Genomic DNA, 16487 nt, shown 5'->3' on the forward strand with positions numbered 1-16487 from the left:
GGGAGCCATGGAGCGCCTGGGTACGGGAATCGGCTGGCGGCCGGAAATCGCCGCGGAGATCGCGGAGCTGCCCGGGGTGGACTGGGTCGAGGTGGTGGCGGAGAACATCTGCCCGGGCCATCTGCCGTCCGCCCTGCAGGAGTTGCGCGAGCGCGGCACGACCGTGATCCCGCACGGGGTCTCGCTGGGCCTCGGCGGTGCCGACCGTCCGGACCCCGGCCGGCTGACCGCGCTCGCCGAGCGCGCCGAGGCGCTCGGCGCACCGCTGGTCACCGAGCACATCGCCTTCGTCCGGGCGGGCGGGCCGCTCACCGCCTCGCCCCGTATGGAGGCCGGGCATCTGCTGCCCGTACCGCGTACGCATGACGCGCTGGACGTACTGTGCGAGAACGTACGGATCGCCCAGGACGCCCTGCCGGTGCCGCTGGCGCTGGAGAACATCGCCGCGCTCATCAACTGGCCGGGCGAAGAGCTGACCGAGGGGCAGTTCCTGGCCGAGCTCGTCGAGCGGACCGGGGTGCGGCTGCTCATCGATGTCGCCAATCTCCACACGAACCACATCAACCGCGGCGAGGACCCGGCGGTCGCCCTCGACGAACTGCCGCTGGAGGCGCTGGCCTACGTCCATGTCGCGGGCGGGGTGGAGCGCGACGGAGTGTGGCACGACAGCCATGCCCACCCGGTGACCCGGCCCGTGCTGGACGTCCTCGCCGAACTGTGTGCCCGGACCACCCCGCCCGGGGTGCTGCTGGAGCGGGACGACGACTTCCCCGAAGGCGGGGAACTGGCCGGCGAACTCGATGCGATACGCACCGTGCTGAAGGAGGCCCGCCATGACCGGGCGGCTTGAGGCGGTGCCGGACACCGCGCCGGAGCCGGACACCGCGCCGTGGCCGGACTCCACACCGATGCCGGAGACCGCACCGGTGCCGGACACCGCACCGGACGTGGGCACCCACCCGGACGTGGGCACCCACCCGGATGCGGGCACCCACCCGGACACCCCGGCCCAAGTGGTCACCACGGGTGGCGATGCGGGCACCGGCACAGGCACCGGCACCGGCACCGACGCGGCGCGTCAGCGGCTGGCGCTGGCGCAGACCGCGCTGCTGTCCGCGCTGGTCGCCGGAACGCCCGCCCCCGAGGGCTTCGACCGGACCCGGCTGCGGGTGCAGAGCCGGGCGCTGGCCGCCAAGCGGGCCGAGGTGGTCGCCAAGGTCGCGCCCGAGCTGCCCGAGATCCTCGGCGCGGACTACTGGGCGGCCTTTGCGGACCATGCCCGGAACCGGCCCATGAGCGGCGGCTACCGCCAGGACGCCCTGGACTTCGCGGCGCATCTGCTGACCCAGGGGCGGCCCGAAGACCCGGCCGCGCGGCGGCAGTTGGCGCGCTGGTGGCGGGACCGCGCGGGCCCGAAGCCGCCGTCCGCCCGGCCCGCGGCCCGGCTGGCACGCGCCCTGCGGCTCTTCCGGGGCCCGAGGTGACCGCGATGCCGTAGCCCCAAGCGGTGCGAGCTGTGGGAGGCGGCTCGTCGCCCGGTGGCAGCTCGTCGTCCCGGGGCGGTTCGAGCCGCGGCGGCGAACCCGGCCGCGGCGCCGAATCCGGCCGCGGCGGCGGTTCCGGCCGCCGGACAGCTGACGCCGGGCAACTGCCCGCATACTGAGAAACTTTGTGGCGGTCATCGTGTCGCCTCGCATAAAAATACCGACATGTGGCTGCTCTTCCTCCTCGTCGCCTGTTCGGCGGCGGTGCTGTCCTGTGCGCTGCTCTGCCGCGCGGCGGTCGCCGCCGCCCGCGCCACCTCCGGGCCGGCCCCGCAGCCGCCCGACACCGTCCCGGAGACGGCCGCCGTGGGCCGCCGTGGCCCCGGGCTGACCCTGTACGAAATGGCGTACCTCTCCGGCGGCCCGCACCGGCTCGCCGATGTGGTGCTGGTGCTGATGGCCCAGCAGCGACGCCTGCTGCTCGCCGACACCGGCTGGGCCACCGTCGTCGACCCGGTCGGCAAGGACGCCGTCGAGCGCGCCACCCTCAGCGCCATAGGGCCCGACGGGCAGCGCCGCATACCGGCCATACGGGACGCCCTGACCGGCGACGACGCGGTGCGGGAGGTGGCCGACCGGCTGGTGACCGACGGGCTGGCGCTGCCCGCCGCGGTCCGTCCGGGCGTCGCCGGTGCCGTCCGCCTGGTGCGGGGCGCCGCTCTCCTGGTGCTGCCGGCCGCCGCGGCGTCCTACTGGACGGCACCGGACGGCGCGGACGGCGGGCTGCTCCTGGCCTGGTTCTCGCTGCCGCTGATCCTCACCCTCGGCACCTGGGCCGTGGCCCGCTTCGAGCTCCACCCGTACAGCGACTGGGCCACCACCGCCGGCGAACGGCGACTGCCCGACATCGGCCACTCCCCCGCCACCGCTGCCACGCCCGCCTCCCTCGTCACTCTCGCCCTCCGCGGCCCCGCCGCCCTCACCGATCCCGCCTTGCGCGCGGCGCTCCACTCTTCCGGGGCATAGCCTCCGACACCGGAGCCAGGTGCTTTACAACGACAATCAGCGCCCCAACTATCCCTTTTGTATGCACACACGAAGGGACGGCCAGTGAGAGCACTTGCGTTGTACGGCACCATCGGGTCGCTGATGGTGACCGCCCTCGCCACTGCCCCGGCAGGCGGCGCCACGGGGGCCGCCGCCGCGCCACCCGCGCCCGTTGCGCACCGCATCGAATTCGGCCGCTGCGCGGCGGTGGAGCATCTGCCGTCGTCCGTCGAGTGCGGCCGGCTCGCCGTTCCTCTCGACTATGCACGCCCCGACGGCAAGAAGATCCACCTCACCGTCAGCCGGATCCGCGCCACGGCGCGCGGCGAACGGCAGGGCGCCCTGGTCTTCAACCCCGGCGGCCCCGGCGCGTCCAGCATGGAGTTCCCGCTCTACGGGGCGCTCCCCAAATGGAGCAAGCTCGCTCGCGCCTATGACTTCGTGGGCTATGCGCCGCGCGGCGTCGGCCGCTCGGCACCGCTGTCGTGCCAGGACCCCAAGGAGTTCGCCAAGGCGCCCTCCGACAGCCGGATGCACCCCGATGCGGCCTTCAAGCGCCAGAAGCGGGCGGAGGCCAAGGAGTACGCCCGCGGCTGCGTCCGCCGGGCCGGCGCGGACCTGCCGTACTACAACTCCATCAACAACGCCCGCGACCTGGACATGCTGCGGGCCGCGCTCGGCGAGAAGAAGCTGACGTTCATGGGCGCCTCGTACGGGACGTACTTCGGTGCGGTCTATGCGACGCTCTTCCCCGGTCACGTCCGGCGGATGATCTTCGACAGCGTCGTCAATCCCTCGCCCCGGAAGATCTGGTACCGCAACAACCTCGACCAGGACGTCGCCTTCGAGCGCCGCTGGGGCGACTGGCTGGGCTGGGTCGCCCGGCACGACAAGCAGTACCACCTCGGCACGACCAAGAAGGCGGTGCAGCACTCCTACGACAAGGCCGCGTACAAGCTGCGCCGCAAGCCGCTCAACGGGAAGATCGGCGCCGGCCAGCTGCAGTCGGCGTTCCTCAAGACCGGCTACAACGACGCCTTCTGGCCGATGCGCGCCGAGGCGCTCTCGGGGTACCTGCACGGTGACCCCAAGCCGCTGCTCGCCCAGGCCCTGCCCCGGGCCGCCGGCGCCGCCGCCGACGAGAACAGCAACGCCGTCTACACCGCCGTGGAGTGCAATGACGCGCCCTGGCCACGCGACTGGGGGACCTGGGACCGGGACAACACCGAGATCGCCCGGATCGCCCCGTTCGAGACCTGGGACAACGCCTGGATGAATCTGCCGTGCGCCTACTGGCCCGACCGGTCGGCGTCGGCCGCGGCCGAGCTCGACGCCGCGGTGCGCCGCGCGGACCACCCCGCGGCCGGGCAGGACCTGGTGGATGTCGCCGGCCATGCGGCCCGGACCCAGGTCGACGACGCGCTCCACGGGCGGCGCGGTCCTCTCGATGTCCACACGGAGCCCGGTGCGCTGCCGCCGGTGCTGCTGCTGGCGGCCGAGCGGGACGCGGCGACGCCGTACCCGGGGGCGCTGGAGCTGCAGCGCCGGCTGCCCGGTTCCTCGCTGGTCACCGAGAACGGCGCGGGCACGCACGGCGTCGCGTTCAACGACAACGCCTGTGTGAACAAGTACGCCGAGGCGTATCTGCTGCACGGGAAGGTCCCGGCGCACAAGGTCTACTGCGGACCGCGCGCGGAGCCGGTGCCGGGCCAGCAGGCGACCCGGGCGCAGCACGCACTGCCGGGGAAGTAGCCGAGGACCGGTGGTGCCGCGGGCCGTCCCCCAGGGGGCGGCCCGCGGCGCCGTGTCCGGGGTCCCCGGCCGGACGCGCGCGGTCCGGTTACGCCAGACCCGCGACCAGCTCGGAGACGGGCTTGCGCCGCCCCGTGTAGAACGGGATCTCCTCGCGGACGTGCATCCGCGCCTCGGAGCCGCGCAGATGACGCATCAGGTCGACGATGCGGTAGAGCTCATCGGCCTCGAACGCCAGCACCCACTCGTAGTCGCCGAGCGAGAAGGACGGCACGGTGTTGGCGCGCACGTCCGGGAAGCCGCGGGCCATCTTGCCGTGGTCGGCCAGCATCCGGCGGCGGTCCTCGTCGGGGAGGAGGTACCACTCGTAGGAGCGCACGAAGGGGTAGACGCTCACATAGGCGCGCGGCTGCTCGTCGGCCAGGAAGGCCGGGATGTGCGACTTGTTGAACTCGGCGGGGCGGTGCAGCGCCATGTTCGACCACACCGGCTCCAGCGCGCGGCCGAGACGGGTCCGGCGGAAGAGGTTGTACGCCTCCTGGAGGGCGTCCGAGCTCTCCGAGTGCCACCAGATCATCAGGTCCGCGTCGGCCCGCAGACCGGACACGTCGTAGGTGCCGCGAACCACCACGTCCTTGGCCGCGAGCTGCGCGAACAGCTCCTCGACCTCGTCGGCGTAGCCGCTGCGGTCCTCCGGGAGGACGTCGCGCAGCTTGAACACGGACCAGAGGGTGTAGCGGATGACCTCGTTGAGGTCCTTGGCCTTCTTGCCGGCGTGCGGCACCTTCTCGGGCGCCGCGGGGGTCTGCGGCGCGGAAGCGGGAGTGGAAGCGTCTGTCATGTTGTCCATTCTCACTCGGCGGGGACGGAGTCCGGCGTCAGGGTGCCGAGGAGCTCGTCCGCGGCGCGGCGCGCCGAGCCGACGCAGGCCGGGATGCCGACGCCGTCGTAGACCGCGCCGCACACCCGCAGCGCACCCGGCATCCGGGCGACCGCCTCGCGGATCCTGGCGACCCGCTCCAGATGGCCGACGGAGTACTGCGGCAGTCCGCCCTCCCAGCGGGTGACCGTGCTCGCCACCGGCCGGGCGGTCAGGCCGACCGCCGCGCCGAGGTCGGCGAGCGAGAGTGCGACGAGTTCGGAGTCGTCGCGCTGGAGGTCGGCGGCGTCGTGGTACCGGCCGAGGGAGGTGCGCAGCACGAACAGGCCGGGGTCGGCGGCGTCGATCCAGCCCCATTTGTGGCTGGCGAAGGTGGAGGCCTTGATGCGGTGACCGTCGACGGGAGGTACCAGGAAGCCGCTGCCGTCGGGCACCCGGTCCAGGTCGGCGCGGCGGAAGGCCATGGTGACCAGCGCCATCGAGGCGTAGTCGACGGTGTCCAGCGCGGTGGCCGCGGCGGGGCAGTCCGCGCGCAGCAGGCCCGCCGCCGCGCCCGCGGGCGCGGCCATGACGACCGCGTCGGCCGCGATCGTCCGGTCGCCGAGGCGGATCCGCCACCCCTCCCCGGCGGCCCATCGGAGCTCCTCGACGGGCGTCCCGAGGAGGATCTCGCCGCCGGCCCGGCGCACGGCGTCGGCGACGGCGGCCGGGAGTGTGCCGATCCCGCCGTCGATGCCCATGAAGACCGGCGGGGTCCCCTCCGGCGGGGCGGTGGCGGCGGCGCGCGCCTGGATGGCCCGTACGCCCTCGATCAGGGAACGCTGCGTCCGGGCGGCCTCGAAGAGCTGCGGGACGGCGGCGCGCATCGAGATGCGGTAGGCGTCGCCCGCGTAGACGCCGCCGAGCAGCGGCTCGACGAGCCGGTCGACGACCTCCCGGCCGAGCCGGGCGGCGACATACTCGCCGACCGCGACATCCTCACCGGCCTCGGTCCGCGCCAGCGTCTCGTCCTCGGCGATCCGCGCCATCCCGTCCGGCGAGATCACCCCGGAGGCGGCGAGCAGACCCAGATCCCCGGGCACGCCCATCACATGCCCCTTGGGCATCGGGCGCAGCGCACCGCGGGTCCACAGCGACGCGGTGGCCGTGGCGGGCGGCTGCAGCCGGTCGCCGAGCCCGACGGCGCGCGCGAGGTCCACCGCCTCCGGGCGCCTGGCCAGCATCGATTCGGCGCCGAGATCGACCGGGACGCCCGCGATCGCGCCGGCGTGCAGCTTGCCGCCGAGCCGGCCGGAGGCCTCCAGGACGGTCACCCGGGCGCCGCCTTCGAGCAGGCGGTGCGCGGCCGCCAGTCCGGAGATGCCTCCACCGATGACGACGGCATGACCGGGCTCCCGGCCCGTACGGGTGTGCGCTGCGCTCATGTCTCCACTCTCTCAGAGCCCACCGACACGACCGTGACCGGATCGCGATGCGGGGACGGCAACCCCGGTGGGCCGCGGTCCGTCGAAGGGCCAACAACGGCACGCCACTTCGAGGGGGAGCGTCATGCGGGGAGCGGTGCGGGCAGGGGGAGTGCAGGCGGGGTGGGCCGCGACGGGCCGGCGGGGTGCCACGGCGGGGGTGCTGCTCGCCGTCTCGCTGGCGGTCGCCGGGTGCAGCGCTTCGGGCGGCGACAGCGCCCGGGACGCGGCGGTCTCCGGCAAGGCGCCGGCCGCACCGAGCCGGGCCGCGGGCGAGCGGCAGAGCGGCGGGGCGGCCGCGGACGGCGGCACCGCGCGCCCGGACAGCCGGGCGGGCAGGGCCCCGAAGGCCGCGCCCTCGCAGATCATCCGGACCGCGACCGTCACCGTGCAGACCGAGGACGTCGCGGCGGCGCTGACCAGGGCGCGGTCGGCGGTCGACGGCGCGGGCGGTTACACCGCCGACGAGACCACCGACCGGGACGCCGACGGGCATGACCGGTCGCGGATCGTGCTGCGGGTGCCGCCGGCGGAGTACGACGCGGTGCTGGGGCGGCTGGCCGGGCTGGGCAAGCTGCTCTCCCGTGAGGTCTCGGCGAAGGACGTCACCGATCAGGTGGTGGACACCGACAGCCGGATCAGGTCGCAGCGGGCCAGTGTGTCGCGGATCCGGGCGCTGATGGAGAAGGCCACGACGATCGGCGACGTCGTCTCCCTGGAGTCGGAACTGAGCACCCGGGAGGCGAATCTGGAGTCGCTGGAGGCACAGCTGAAGTCGCTCAAGGAGCGCACCGGGATGGCCACCGTCACGCTGCTGCTGCGGCAGCCGGACGCCGCGTCCGAGGAGCGGAACGACGACCGGCCCGCCTCGTTCGGCGAGGCGCTGTCCGGCGGCTGGCACGCCTTCGTGACGGCCGTGCGGTGGGTGCTGGTGGCGATCGGGGCGGTGCTGCCGTTCGCGGTGGCCGCGGGCCTGGTGTGGGCGCTGTGGCGGCTGGTCCGCGACCGGCTGCCGGTGACGCGGCGCCGGCAACGGACGTCCGGCGGGCCGGCCCCGGCGCCGGCGAACCACTCGGCGGACGCGCCCGCGGCCACTGAGCCGGCCGGAGCGTCCGGCGCGGCCGGGGAAGGTGACCGAGAGCCCCGTTGACAGCGGGCGGTGTCGGGCAAAGACTCATGGTCGGCGGGCGGCGATCTTCGTACCGCCCCACCGACGTCGAGCCGGGACAGCGAGGACAGCGCCTGATGACCGACCCACGCGTACGGGATGTGTACATCGTCGATGCCGTACGGACCCCCGTCGGCAAGTACGGCGGCGCGCTGGCCGGGGTACGGCCCGACGATCTCGCCGCCCATGTGGTCAAGGCCCTGGTGGACCGCACTCCGGACCTCGATCCGGCGCGGATCGACGACGTCTGCTTCGGCGATGCGAACGGCGCGGGCGAGGACAACCGCAATGTGGCGCGGATGGCGGTCCTGCTCGCCGGGCTGCCGGTGACCGTCCCCGGCGTGACCGTGAACCGGCTGTGCGGCTCGGGTCTGGAGGCCGTCATCCAGGCGGCCCGTGCCATTGCGCACGGCGATGCGCATATCGCGGTGGCGGGCGGCGTGGAGTCGATGAGCCGTGCGCCCTATGTGCTGCGCAAGCCCGAACGGGCCTTCCCCGCGGGCCATCAGGAGATGTTCTCCTCGACGCTGGGCTGGCGGATGGTCAATCCGCGGATGAAGCCGGAGTGGACGGTCGCGCTGGGCGAGGGCGCCGAGCAGATCGCCGACCAGCACGGCATCACCCGCGAACAGCAGGACGTGTTCGCGCTGGCCAGCCACCAGAAGGCGGTGCGTGCCTGGCAGGAGGGCGCCTACGACGCCGAGGTCGTGCCGCTGCCGGATGTGGACCTGGTGCGCGACGAGACGATCCGGGAGGCGTCCTCCCTGGAGTCGCTGTCCAAGCTGAAGCCGGTGTTCCGTACGGCCGGCGGCACGGTCACCGCCGGGAACTCCTCGCCGCTCAACGACGGTGCGGCCGCGCTGCTGCTGGTCGACGAGGAGGGGCTGCGGGCCACCGGGCGGGAGCCGCTGGCCCGTATCCGCGCGAGCGCGGTGACCGGCATCGAGCCGCAGCTGTTCGGCCTGGGCCCGGTGGAGGCCGTACGGCGCGCGCTGGAGCGGTCCGGGCGCGGCTTCGACGACGTGGCGACCTTCGAGCTCAACGAGGCGTTCGCGGCCCAGGCGTTGGGCTGCATCGGGCAGTGGCCGGAACTCGACCCCGCGGTGGTCAATCCGCGCGGCGGCGCCATCGCCATCGGCCACCCGCTGGGCGCGTCCGGTGCCCGTCTCGCGGGCTCGGTCGCCCACCAACTCGCCGCCCTGGGCTCGGGTACCGGGCTCGCCGCGCTGTGCATCGGCGTGGGCCAGGGACTCGCACTGGTCCTGGAGCGCTGAGCACCCGCCCCGATGCCGGAGCGGCCGGTTTCCGCCGCGCGGCGCAGGCCCCGGCCGCCCCCGCGGACGCCGTACGGGCCGTAACGTGACGGACCCGGGCAGACGTCCAGCAGACGGTGGCACCGGCGCACCCACACGACGAGGCACCACCCGACGAAGGGGCACACGGCATGGCGGCGGAGCGGCTGGTGGTGGTCGGGGGCGACGCGGCGGGGATGGCCGCGGCATCGCAGGCGCGCCGGCTGCGGAAGCCCGGCGAGCTGGCGATCACCGCGTTCGAGCGCGGCCACTTCACCTCGTACTCCGCCTGCGGCATCCCGTACTGGGTGGGCGGCGCGGTCGACGGCCCGGACGCGCTGATCGCCCGTACGGCCGAGGAGCACCGCGCCCGGGACATCGATCTGCGGATGCGCACCGAGGTCACCGAACTCGACCTGGACCGCGGCCGGGTGCGCACCCGGGAGCTGGACAACGGCGGCCGGGAGTCATGGACCGGCTTCGACAAGCTGGTGCTGGCGACCGGCGCGCGGCCGCTCCGCCCCGATCTGCCGGGGATCGACGCGCCGGGGGTGCACGGTGTGCAGACCCTCGACGACGGCCAGGCCCTGCTGGACACCCTCGACGCGTCGTCCGGCCGGCGGGCGGTCGTCGTGGGCGCGGGCTACATCGGGGTGGAGATGGCCGAGGCTCTGATCCGTCGCGGCTATGAGGTCACCGTCCTGGAGCGGAGCGACCAGCCGATGTCCACCCTGGACCCGGACATGGGCGCGCTCGTCCATGAGGCGATGTGCGGAATGGGCATCGAGACGGTGTGCGGGACGACCGTCACCGGGGTGCTGACGGACTCGGACGGGCGGGCCCGCGCGGTCACCACCGAGGACGCCGAGTACCCGGCGGATGTGGTCGTGCTGGGCATGGGCGTCCGTCCCGAGACCACGCTCGCCGCCGCGGCCGGGCTGCCGCTGGGCGAGTCCGGCGGGCTGCTCACCGATCTCGCGATGCGGGTCCGCGGCCAGGACCACCTCTGGGCCGGCGGCGACTGTGTGGAGGTCCTGGACCTGGTCTCCGGGCGCACCCGCCATATCGCGCTGGGCACCCACGCCAACAAGCACGGGCAGGTCATCGGCGCCAATGTGGGCGGCGGTTACGCCACCTTCCCCGGTGTCGTCGGCACGGCCGTCAGCAAGGTCTGCGATCTGGAGATCGCCCGGACGGGGCTGCTGGAGCGCCAGGCGCACGCCGCCGGGCTGCGCTTCGTCACGGTGACCGTCGAGGCCACCAACCGCGCCGGCTACTACCCGGGCGCCCGCCCGATGCACGTCAAGATGCTCGCCGAGCGCCGTACGGGCCGGTTGCTGGGGGTGCAGATCGTCGGCCGCGAGGGCGCCGGCAAGCGGGTGGACATCGCGGCGGTGGCGCTCACGGCCGGAATGACGGTGGAGCGGATGACCGCCCTCGACCTCGGCTATGCCCCGCCGTTCTCCCCGGTCTGGGACCCCGTCCTGGTGGCGGCCCGCAAGGCGGCGGGCGCCGTACGGGACGCCGGAGCCTGACGCCGCACCACGGACGCCCGCGCGCCCCGGCTCAGTACGTCCCGGCTCAGTGCGCCCCGGCTCAGTCGTCGTCCTCGCCGTACCCGTCCTCCGCGGCCTCGTCCCAGGTGTCGCACCACTGCAGCCACTCCTCGGCGAGCGGCGCGAGGTTCCGGGGGCAGGCCCAGGCGTCCGGCTCCCGCGCGCCCTTCGGGGCGGGGAAGCTCTCCGGGGCGAAGAGGTGGGCGAGGTGCTCACCGGCCCCGCCGGGCAGACCGGCCCCCGCTCCCGGGTGTGCGTCCCCGTGCGGGCATGTCTCCGGCACCGCCGCGACGGCGCTCTCCAGGACGGGGCGCAGTTCGCGGTAGACGGACGGCGGCGGGTCCGGGTAGGCGCAGTCGAGGCTGTGACACACGGTCAGGAAGAGCACGAGCCGTTCGTGGGCGGCGCCGGGGCCGCGTACGAAGCGGCGTCCGGCCCACAGCCCGAGGTCCTCGGTCCGCTCCTCGCCCTCGGCAGCGCTCCGCAGCACCCCCGCCAGCCGCGCCGCGTCCCACGTCCCGTCAGGGCGCAGGCACTCCGCGTCCAGGTACTCCGTCCGGCGCTCGCCGAAGAACCGGTCGCGGGCCGTGGTGAGCGGGCCGAGGGTCTCGTGGGCGAGCGCCCGCAGATGGGCGCGGCAGGTCCAGGCGGCGGGTGGCGCGTCCGCGAAGCCGTCCTCGTAGCTCCGCTGGAGCCGGGCGCGGCCGCCCGGGGTGAGGAGGTGGTAGCCGGTGCCGGCGTCGGTTTCCGGGTCGCCCGAGAGCTCGGGGTGTGCGCCGTCGCCGTGGGAACAGGTCGCGCCCTCCAGCGCCCGCAGCGCGTCTTCCAGCGTCCCGATCATGTCGTCGAGCACCCAGCGCGGCCGGATCGTCCCGGAAGCGGCTTCCCAGCATGCGGCGTGGAGCAGGACGAGGTGCCCGGCGAGGGCCCCCGTGGTGGGGTGCGCGGGGAGGCCGGTGCCGGCGGTGATCTCGTAGGCGGGCTCGACGCCGCCGCGCGGATAGCCGTGCAGGACGGACGCGAGGTCATCGATGGCGTCCTCGTGGTGGTGCGGAACGCGCTCGGGAATGCCCTCCGGTGTGCCGGGGGCGATGATCTCGGCGGCGATCCGCGCGAACCCCGCGACGGCGTGCGGGCAGCGGTACTCCTCCTTGGTGCCCGGCTCCTGCCACTCCGGGTCCGCTCCGGTCGGCGTGCCGTTGCCGAGGAGCACCACGTCCGGAGCGCTGCCGGCCAACCGGAGCTCATCGAAATCGAGCTGCTCCAGGGCGCTTTCGCAGGGGTGCGTGCGGTGGTCGCAGGGCGGGCCGTCCAGGGCGCGGGCCGCCGTGCGCAGCGCTTCCGCGACCTGCCCGGCCGTCGCGTCGCCCGCCCTCGTGGCGAGGTAGCGGGTCATCGAGAGCAGCCCGTAGACCCACTCGGCGGCGCGTTCGCCGGCCGGGTCGGCGGCGAGCCGGTGGGCACAGTCGAGGACGAGGGGATCGGCCGTCGCGGCCGTGGAGCGGTGGTCGACCAGCTGCCAGGCGGCGGCGAGGCCGGCTATCGGGGCGTCGGCGGAGGCGTGCATGATCTCGACGACGCCCCGGGGGCGGGAGCGGTTCCGCTCAGCGCGCCGTCTGCGTGTGCACGTACTCGACCAGGCGGGTCAGCGCGTCCGGGTCGGTGGTGGGCAGGACGCCGTGGCCGAGGTTGAAGATGTGGCCCTCCAGGCCGGCGGCCGCGTCGAGGACCTCACGGGCCTTGGTCTCGACGGCCTCGCGGGGGGCGAAGAGCACGGCCGGGTCGATATTGCCCTGGAGCGCCTTGCCGGGGCCGACGCGGCGGGCCGCCTCGTCCAGCGGGACCCGCCAGTCGACGCCGACGACATCCGCGCCCGCCTCGCCCATCAGGCCGAGGAGTTCACCGGTGCCGACACCGAAGTGGATCCGCGGGACGCCCAGGCCCTCGACCGCCCGGAAGACCTTGGCGGAGGCCGGCATCACGGAGCGGCGGTAGTCGGCCGGCGAGAGCGCGCCGACCCAGGAGTCGAAGAGCTGCACCGCGCTCGCCCCGGCCGCGATCTGGACCTTGAGGAAGGCGGCGGTGATGTCGGCGAGCCGGTCCAGGAGGTCGGCCCACAGCTGCGGGTCGCCGTACATCATCGCCTTGGTGCGCTCGTGGTTGCGCGAGGGGCCGCCCTCGACGAGGTAGCTGGCGAGCGTGAAGGGCGCACCGGCGAAGCCGATCAGCGGGGTGCCGCCCAGCTCGCGGACGAGCATGCCGATGGCCTCGGTGACATACGCGACGTCGCCGGGCTCCAGGCGGCGCAGCTGCTCCAGATCGGCGCGGGTGCGGATCGGGTTCTCGACGACCGGGCCGATACCGGGCTTGATGTCGAGGTCGATGCCGATGGCCTTGAGGGGGACGACGATGTCGCTGAAGTAGATGGCGGCGTCGACGTTGTGGCGGCGCACGGGCTGCAGCGTGATCTCGGTGACCAGCTCGGGCCGCATGCACGAGTCGAGCATCGCGATGCCCTCGCGGACCTTGCGGTATTCGGGCAGTGAGCGCCCGGCCTGGCGCATGAACCACACCGGGGTGTGCGGCACCGGCTCCCGCCGGCATGCCTTGAGGAAAGCCGAGTCTTCCGTACCGGTCTGCTGCTGGCCCGCAGGGCTTTGGTTGGCGCTCACGCCCCAAATCTTCGCACGGCGGCCCACCCGCGATCGGGGCAGGTGGCCGATATCTCCGCATGCGCCCGGGGGCACCTCCGAATGGGCGACGCGCGCACCGGGTGTCCTCCCCGTATGCGGGCCCGGTTCCGCCTAATCTTCCGGGCATGGCTGCGGCTCATGAACACCTCGCGGACAGCGCGGACGAGGCCCCGATCCCCTTCCGTCAGGCGGTCGAAGCGCTCCGCGCGGCACGGCTGCGGCCGGAGATCGAGATCGATCCGACACCCGCCCCGAAACGGCTCGCCCCGTTCGCGTACGCACTGGAGGCGGCGGTCGTCGAGCGCGGCGCGGGTCCGGACGGCGAGGACCGGGACCTGGCGGACGGGCGGCTGGTGGTGCTGCACAACCCGGCCGGGGACGAGACCTGGCAGGGCACATTCCGCGTGGTGACGCTGGCGCGAGCCGAGCTGGAGCCGGAGATGGGCACCGATCCGCTGCTGCCGGAGGTGTCCTGGTCGTGGCTCACGGGCGCACTGGACGCGCGCGGGGTGCACTACGGCGCACCGAGCGGGACGGTCACCCGGGCCGGCTCGTACTACTTCGGCGGGCTCGCGGCGCGTGAGCCGGCGACCCAGATCGAGATCCGGGCCTCCTGGACGCCGGCCGAGGGCCCCGGCGGGGTGCCGGATCTGGCGGCACACCTGTCGGCCTGGTGCGATCTGCTGTGCCAGGTGGCGGGCCTGCCGCCGGCCCCGCTCGACATGACGACGCGCGGCGGGATCGTCCCGCTGCCCCAGCGCCGTGGCGCACAGCCGCGCTGACCTCGGCATTCCCCGCGACCGGGCCGCGGCGTGCGTGCTCCGGCACCGCCGGTCCCGGTGATCGTTCCGCTGCGCGGCGGGCGCCGCGCCCGCCGCGCCGTCTCCCCCTGACGAGGTCCGCTGTGGCGGTCCGGTCGGCTTCGCGTACGGCTCTGATCACCTCGGTGCGTACTGGGGACCGACCCTGATCGATCATGCATCCGATTTGCCCGAATTGCCCCTAACTAAATCGTGATCAAAGTCTAAAGTCCCGCCGGATTACTGCCGAAGAGGTCAGTGACCCTTCAAACACGGATCATTCCGGCTCCCCCCAGCCGGCTTCCGTCCCCCGCCACTCCCCCAGGAGGCCCGGTGTCTGTTCTCCTCGAGCAACCTTCGAGCCTGGTCGCCTACCGCCCGAACAAGCCGACGGCCATGGTCGTCGTGGCCGACCCTCGCGTCCGCTCCACCGTCACCCGCCACCTGTGGGCCCTCGGAGTGCGCGACGTGATCGAGGCGTCGTCCATCGCGGAGGCCCGTCCCCGCGTCGGCAACCCGCGCGACATCTGCGTTGCCGACGTCCACCTTCCCGACGGCTCCGGCCTCACGCTGCTGTCGGAGACCCGGGCGGCGGGCTGGCCCAACGGCCTCGCGCTGTCCGCGGCCGATGACATCGGTGCCGTACGCAACGCCCTGGCCGGCGGCGTCAAGGGCTATGTCGTCACCGGCACCCGCACCAACCTGGGCCTTCCCGGCCGCCCCGGCGCCTCACCCATCGGCGCCAACGCGGCCCGTATGCAGCGCCGTCCTCCGGGTGCCCCCGGTCACCCGGGCGGATACCGGGAGCTGTCGGGACGCGAGGTCGAGGTGTTGCGGCTGGTGGCGGAGGGCCAGTCCAACAAGGCCATCGGTGTCTCGATGGGGCTGTCGGCGCTGACCGTCAAGAGCCACCTCGCCCGTATTGCCCGCAAGCTCGGCACCGGCGACCGGGCCGGAATGGTGGCGGTCGCCCTGCGTACCGGCATCATTCACTGACCGTCCACACGACCGGCTCGCCCGTCGAGGGAACGTTCCCTCGACGGGCGACGTGCATACACAGATACCCTTGACTGGTGACCGACGCCCAAAAGACCGCAGCAGACACGACACTGCGAGCAGCCGGAGACTCGCCTCCGGACCCCCGACCGGCGCCGGTCCCTCTCCTGGAGCCCCGTGAGGGCATCCCCCCGGTGACCGCCACGGACGACGCACTCGCCGAGGTCGTGGCCGCCTTCGCGGCCGGTACGGGCCCGGTGGCCGTCGACGCCGAGCGGGCCTCCGGCTACCGCTACGGCCAGCGCGCCTACCTCGTACAGCTGCGCCGCGAGGGCGCCGGCAGCGTGCTGATCGACCCGGTCGGCTGCCCCGACCTGTCGGCACTGGGCGAGGCGATCGGCGACGCCGAGTGGGTGCTGCACGCCGCCACCCAGGACCTGCCGTGTCTGCGTGACATAGGGATGGTCCCCACCCGGCTGTTCGACACCGAGCTCGCCGGACGGCTGGCCGGGTTCGCCCGGGTGGGCCTGGGCGCCATGGTCGAGAACGTCCTCGGCTTCGCCCTGGAGAAGGGACACTCCGCCGTCGACTGGTCCACCCGTCCGCTGCCCGAGCCGTGGCTGCGCTATGCCGCGCTCGATGTCGAGCTGCTGGTGGATCTGCGGGACGCGCTGGAGGAGGAGCTGACGCAGCAGGGGAAGCTGGAGTGGGCGCGGCAGGAGTTCGCCGCGATCGCCGCCGCTCCCCCGCCGCCGCCCCGCAAGGACCCCTGGCGCCGCACCTCCGGTATGCACAAGGTCCGCCGGCGCCGCCAGATGGCGGTCGTACGGGAGCTGTGGACGGCCCGTGACCAGGTCGCCCAGCGGCGCGATGTCTCGCCCGGCAAGGTGCTCGGGGACGCCGCGATCGTGGAGGCGGCGCTGAGCCTGCCCCCGAACAGCCACGCGCTGGCGGGGCTGCCCGGCTTCGGGCACCGGATGGGCCGCCGGCAGCTGGAGCAGTGGCAGGCCGCCGTGGACCGCGCCCGGGCGCTGCCCGAGAGCGAGCTGCCGCAGCCCGGCCAGCCGCTCAACGGCCCGCCGCCGCCCCGCGCCTGGGCCGACAAGGACCCGGCCGCCGCGGCCCGGCTGTCGGCCGCCCGCGCGGCGGTCACCGCGCTCGCCGAGAGCCTGAATCTCCCGCAGGAGAACTTGATCACTCCGGACACGGTGCGCCGGCTGTGCTGGGAGCCGCCGGCCGAGCCGAGCCAGGAGTCGGTCGCCGAGGTGCTGTCGGGCCACGGCGCCCGCGCCTGGCAGATCGAGCAGGTCGCGCCGCTTCTCACCGAGGCGCTGCTGACGGACCCCAACTGACGCG

12 protein-coding genes and 1 pseudogene are annotated in these 16487 nt (G+C 74.1%); 9 read left to right on the plus strand and 4 right to left on the minus strand.

Annotated features, from left to right (window positions below):
* The first annotated feature begins 7 nt into the window (after positions 1 to 7).
* The 3 genes and pseudogenes from STRNI_RS10360 (at position 8) to STRNI_RS10370 (ending at position 4283) form a co-directional block, all read left to right on the plus strand.
* A pseudogene (locus tag STRNI_RS10360) lies at positions 8 to 1484 on the plus strand (multinuclear nonheme iron-dependent oxidase).
* 225 nt (positions 1485 to 1709) lie between these two features.
* Positions 1710 to 2510 (plus strand): TIGR04222 domain-containing membrane protein, encoded by an 801-nt coding sequence (locus STRNI_RS10365; protein WP_277411055.1) that lies wholly within the window; start codon positions 1710 to 1712, stop codon positions 2508 to 2510.
* Positions 2511 to 2633: 123 nt separating this feature from the next.
* Positions 2634 to 4283 (plus strand): alpha/beta hydrolase, encoded by a 1650-nt coding sequence (locus STRNI_RS10370; RefSeq protein WP_277413227.1) that lies wholly within the window; start codon positions 2634 to 2636, stop codon positions 4281 to 4283.
* 88 nt (positions 4284 to 4371) lie between these two features.
* On the opposite strand, the gene hemQ is transcribed toward STRNI_RS10370, so the two are convergent.
* Together hemQ and hemG are read right to left on the minus strand one after the other, a co-directional pair.
* Positions 4372 to 5133 carry a hydrogen peroxide-dependent heme synthase gene (gene hemQ / locus STRNI_RS10375; protein ID WP_018088887.1) on the minus strand — a complete coding sequence of 254 codons (762 nt, stop codon included), beginning with the start codon at positions 5131 to 5133 and terminating at the stop codon, positions 4372 to 4374.
* 2 nt (positions 5134 to 5135) lie between these two features.
* Positions 5136 to 6587, minus strand: coding sequence for a protoporphyrinogen oxidase (gene hemG, locus STRNI_RS10380; RefSeq protein WP_159485625.1), 1452 nt, complete (start codon positions 6585 to 6587; stop codon positions 5136 to 5138).
* Positions 6588 to 6711: 124 nt separating this feature from the next.
* Between hemG and STRNI_RS10385 the strand changes: the two genes are divergently transcribed.
* The 3 genes from STRNI_RS10385 (at position 6712) to STRNI_RS10395 (ending at position 10621) form a co-directional block, all read left to right on the plus strand.
* Positions 6712 to 7776 (plus strand): DUF4349 domain-containing protein, encoded by a 1065-nt coding sequence (locus STRNI_RS10385; RefSeq protein WP_229838410.1) that lies wholly within the window; start codon positions 6712 to 6714, stop codon positions 7774 to 7776.
* Between the two features lie 95 nt (positions 7777 to 7871).
* Complete coding sequence (locus STRNI_RS10390; protein WP_018088884.1) at positions 7872 to 9068, plus strand: thiolase family protein; 1197 nt, start codon at positions 7872 to 7874, stop codon at positions 9066 to 9068.
* A 170-nt stretch (positions 9069 to 9238) separates the two neighbouring features.
* On the plus strand, positions 9239 to 10621 hold the full coding sequence (locus tag STRNI_RS10395; protein ID WP_277411056.1) for an FAD-dependent oxidoreductase: 1383 nt from the start codon (positions 9239 to 9241) through the stop codon (positions 10619 to 10621).
* 61 nt (positions 10622 to 10682) lie between these two features.
* On the opposite strand, the gene STRNI_RS10400 is transcribed toward STRNI_RS10395, so the two are convergent.
* A complete protein-coding gene (locus STRNI_RS10400; protein WP_277411057.1) occupies positions 10683 to 12209 on the minus strand; it encodes a hypothetical protein in 1527 nt (508 codons plus the stop codon).
* 37 nt (positions 12210 to 12246) lie between these two features.
* Positions 12247 to 13314: a uroporphyrinogen decarboxylase gene (gene hemE / locus STRNI_RS10405; protein WP_026169498.1), complete on the minus strand. Its 1068-nt coding sequence runs from the start codon at positions 13312 to 13314 to the stop codon at positions 12247 to 12249.
* A 146-nt stretch (positions 13315 to 13460) separates the two neighbouring features.
* On the opposite strand from hemE, the gene STRNI_RS10410 reads away from it, so the two are divergent.
* From STRNI_RS10410 to STRNI_RS10420, 3 genes are all read left to right on the plus strand, one after another.
* Positions 13461 to 14117 carry a DUF3000 domain-containing protein gene (locus STRNI_RS10410; RefSeq protein WP_277411058.1) on the plus strand — a complete coding sequence of 219 codons (657 nt, stop codon included), beginning with the start codon at positions 13461 to 13463 and terminating at the stop codon, positions 14115 to 14117.
* A gap of 351 nt (positions 14118 to 14468) precedes the next feature.
* Positions 14469 to 15131 carry a response regulator transcription factor gene (locus STRNI_RS10415; protein ID WP_018088879.1) on the plus strand — a complete coding sequence of 221 codons (663 nt, stop codon included), beginning with the start codon at positions 14469 to 14471 and terminating at the stop codon, positions 15129 to 15131.
* A 77-nt stretch (positions 15132 to 15208) separates the two neighbouring features.
* Positions 15209 to 16483 carry a ribonuclease D gene (locus tag STRNI_RS10420; RefSeq protein ID WP_277411059.1) on the plus strand — a complete coding sequence of 425 codons (1275 nt, stop codon included), beginning with the start codon at positions 15209 to 15211 and terminating at the stop codon, positions 16481 to 16483.
* Positions 16484 to 16487: the final 4 nt, after the last annotated feature.

It is taken from the genome of Streptomyces nigrescens, from assembly GCF_027626975.1.
GTDB lineage: Bacteria > Actinomycetota > Actinomycetes > Streptomycetales > Streptomycetaceae > Streptomyces > Streptomyces nigrescens.